This window comes from Sporomusa malonica, assembly GCF_900176355.1.
Lineage (GTDB): Bacteria > Bacillota > Negativicutes > Sporomusales > Sporomusaceae > Sporomusa > Sporomusa malonica.
The window spans coordinates 1-2184 of sequence record NZ_FWXI01000057.1; the positions used below are offsets into that span (position 1 = coordinate 1).

Genomic DNA, 2184 nt, shown 5'->3' on the forward strand with positions numbered 1-2184 from the left:
ACTGCTACTACTCCGGTTAGCGCCGATGCTGCTCTTCCTATCTGCCCAACTGTTATAATTCCTGTTTCCGTTGCTCTCTCTACAACTGATGTTTCTTTCACTATTACCGCCATCGACGAAGGCGGTCCTGGCGTCCAAAGAGAAATACTAGGCCTCGGCCAATGGACGTATGGCGTAGTTAACAACTCAGAATCAGGAAATACCGCAGCAGTATACCTACAAATGAGCCCTGATGCTACCAATTGGATAAACGAGAACACCACTCCAGTAACAATCGCCTACAACGGTACAGCAGCCCTGATTTCCTCTATCTTCCTCAAATATGCCCGCGTATACTACTATGCCGAGGGCGGTACCGCAAGTGCTGTAACACTTAACATCTTTTTCCAAGGTAACGCAGTTGAGTAAAGTTACATCACTACCATCGCCTGCTAAATACATTTCCCTCATCTTACGATGAGGGAAATGTATTTATATCAAATGATATTTAGCACTTTTTATGTGAAATGTAGGTGAAGCTTATGCCTAGTAAGTATATTAAGCCCCCTCTTATTGACGCGTACATTACGTGCAACCGAACAGTAGCTAGGACAATGAAACGTGGTTACTTATTAGTAGGTGGACATACAAATTGCTACTATGAGTCAATTGCATTATGGGATTTAACCTCGATCCCTGCTGACCTAAAGATTACATCCGCTAGAGCTAATTTCTTTATCGCTTACAATAATCCATCATGTTCAAAGGTTATCGAAGCCTATCCAATTGTTTCCCGCTGGAAGCCAACTTCTACCTCCTTGCGGCATCCTCCACTCACCAGCCCTAATCCAGTTGCCACAACGGCTATCTCTGACACTGCCGAACAATTATCTTTTGAGATCACAAAATTGATAAAGGAATGGCAAAGCAGCGAAAGCGCCAATTTCGGTCTCTTGTTTAGGATGCATGAACCAATTTATCCCAGTAACTCTGTTTCACTATTTAGTGGTAATTACTGTGACTCCAGCTACTGGCCGTTTATACAGATTAGTTATAATCCACCCGACATAGTACCCTGTATTTGTAAGCCAGATATACTTAATGTATCAGATATCGTACATACAACCGCAGCTTGGTCTTACACCACACCGCTTGATGTACTACCCTACAATTACTCCTATACCATTAGCAATATCGGTACCAATCCCGCTATAATTTGCTTGAATGTTAGCGCTGATAGTCATTACTGGATGGATCAATCAGCTTTGCATATAATCTCCCCTTCAGAAAGTACGGCGCTAGCACCTGATACTATCACTCGTTATGCTTGTGTAGCTTTCTGCTCCCTAAACTCGGGCCACGACACAACCTTGAATATCAGTACTCAAGGTCGTACAACAATGTAATTTTATATTATGCCATAAAGAAAACACGACTTGTGCCGAGCCTCTGGCGAAAGCGGAAGCCGATGTTGCCCTTATCCAGGAGAAAGTTATACTTTCTATCAGGAAAGTTAAAATCGCCTCTCCTTTTGACAGGTAGAGGCGATTTCTTCTAATCATCATTTACATGCGGCTGCTGCAAATAGTCGGGTATATTAAACGAGCAGCGAGTGAAATATTTGCTAAAAAACTCCTCATCTATAGGAAGTGAGTAATCAAAATCTACAATCATCGGATTGAGCTTGCTATCATTTAGACTGGCGTTATATTTGTATTCATCGCGCTTATCAAGTTGTACTGCAATAGCAAATTCAGATAATGCCTCCTGAGTTTTACCTTGTTTCCATAATATAATGCCTATTGTATTGTGTGCCAAGGCCCAGTCCGGTCGCATTTGAATGGCCGCACGCGCATCACTTTCGCGATGCGAAAGATAGTAGCCGCCTTGCAGCAAGCTGCAAATGGCCACATCCAGGTGGGCTTCGGCAGCATGGTCTGGGTTTGAATAATTAAATCCTGCGGCAGAGTCTATTACCTCATAATCAAAGTCATGCGACTCCGGTTGCGTCCTCCTTCCGGCCGTACAATATGAGTAAGGCAATCTGGGGCACTCTGAACAGTCTAAGCCTTACGGCAATAAAAAAACACCTACATTATTTAGTAGGTGTTTTACTAACCAGCAACTTCCTAATCTCCCAGGCCGTTTCCAGCCAAGTACCTTCGGCGTTTATCAGCGTTCTGTTTATGTACTTTATCTTAATTC

3 protein-coding genes are annotated in these 2184 nt (G+C 43.1%); 2 read left to right on the forward strand and 1 reads right to left on the reverse strand.

All coding sequences use genetic code 11. The features are described from left to right. Window positions 1-408: DUF6385 domain-containing protein (locus B9A22_RS25755; RefSeq protein WP_245824141.1), on the forward strand; the 408-nt coding region annotated here is incomplete at its 5' end. Window positions 409-521: 113 nt separating this feature from the next. Next, window positions 522-1385: a DNRLRE domain-containing protein gene (locus B9A22_RS25140; RefSeq protein ID WP_139796398.1), complete on the forward strand. Its 864-nt coding sequence runs from the start codon at window positions 522-524 to the stop codon at window positions 1383-1385. A 148-nt stretch (window positions 1386-1533) separates the two neighbouring features. Here B9A22_RS25140 and B9A22_RS24730 read toward each other — a convergent pair whose 3' ends face one another. Then, window positions 1534-2022, reverse strand: coding sequence for a hypothetical protein (locus B9A22_RS24730; protein WP_084578587.1), 489 nt, complete (start codon window positions 2020-2022; stop codon window positions 1534-1536). Between the last annotated feature and the right edge of the window lie 162 nt (window positions 2023-2184).

Bases quoted from the DNA above. Each gene is read 5' to 3' on its own strand.
- B9A22_RS25140 (WP_139796398.1), top strand. From the start codon at position 522: ATGCCTAGTAAGTATATTAAGCCCCCTCTTATTGACGCGTACATTACG.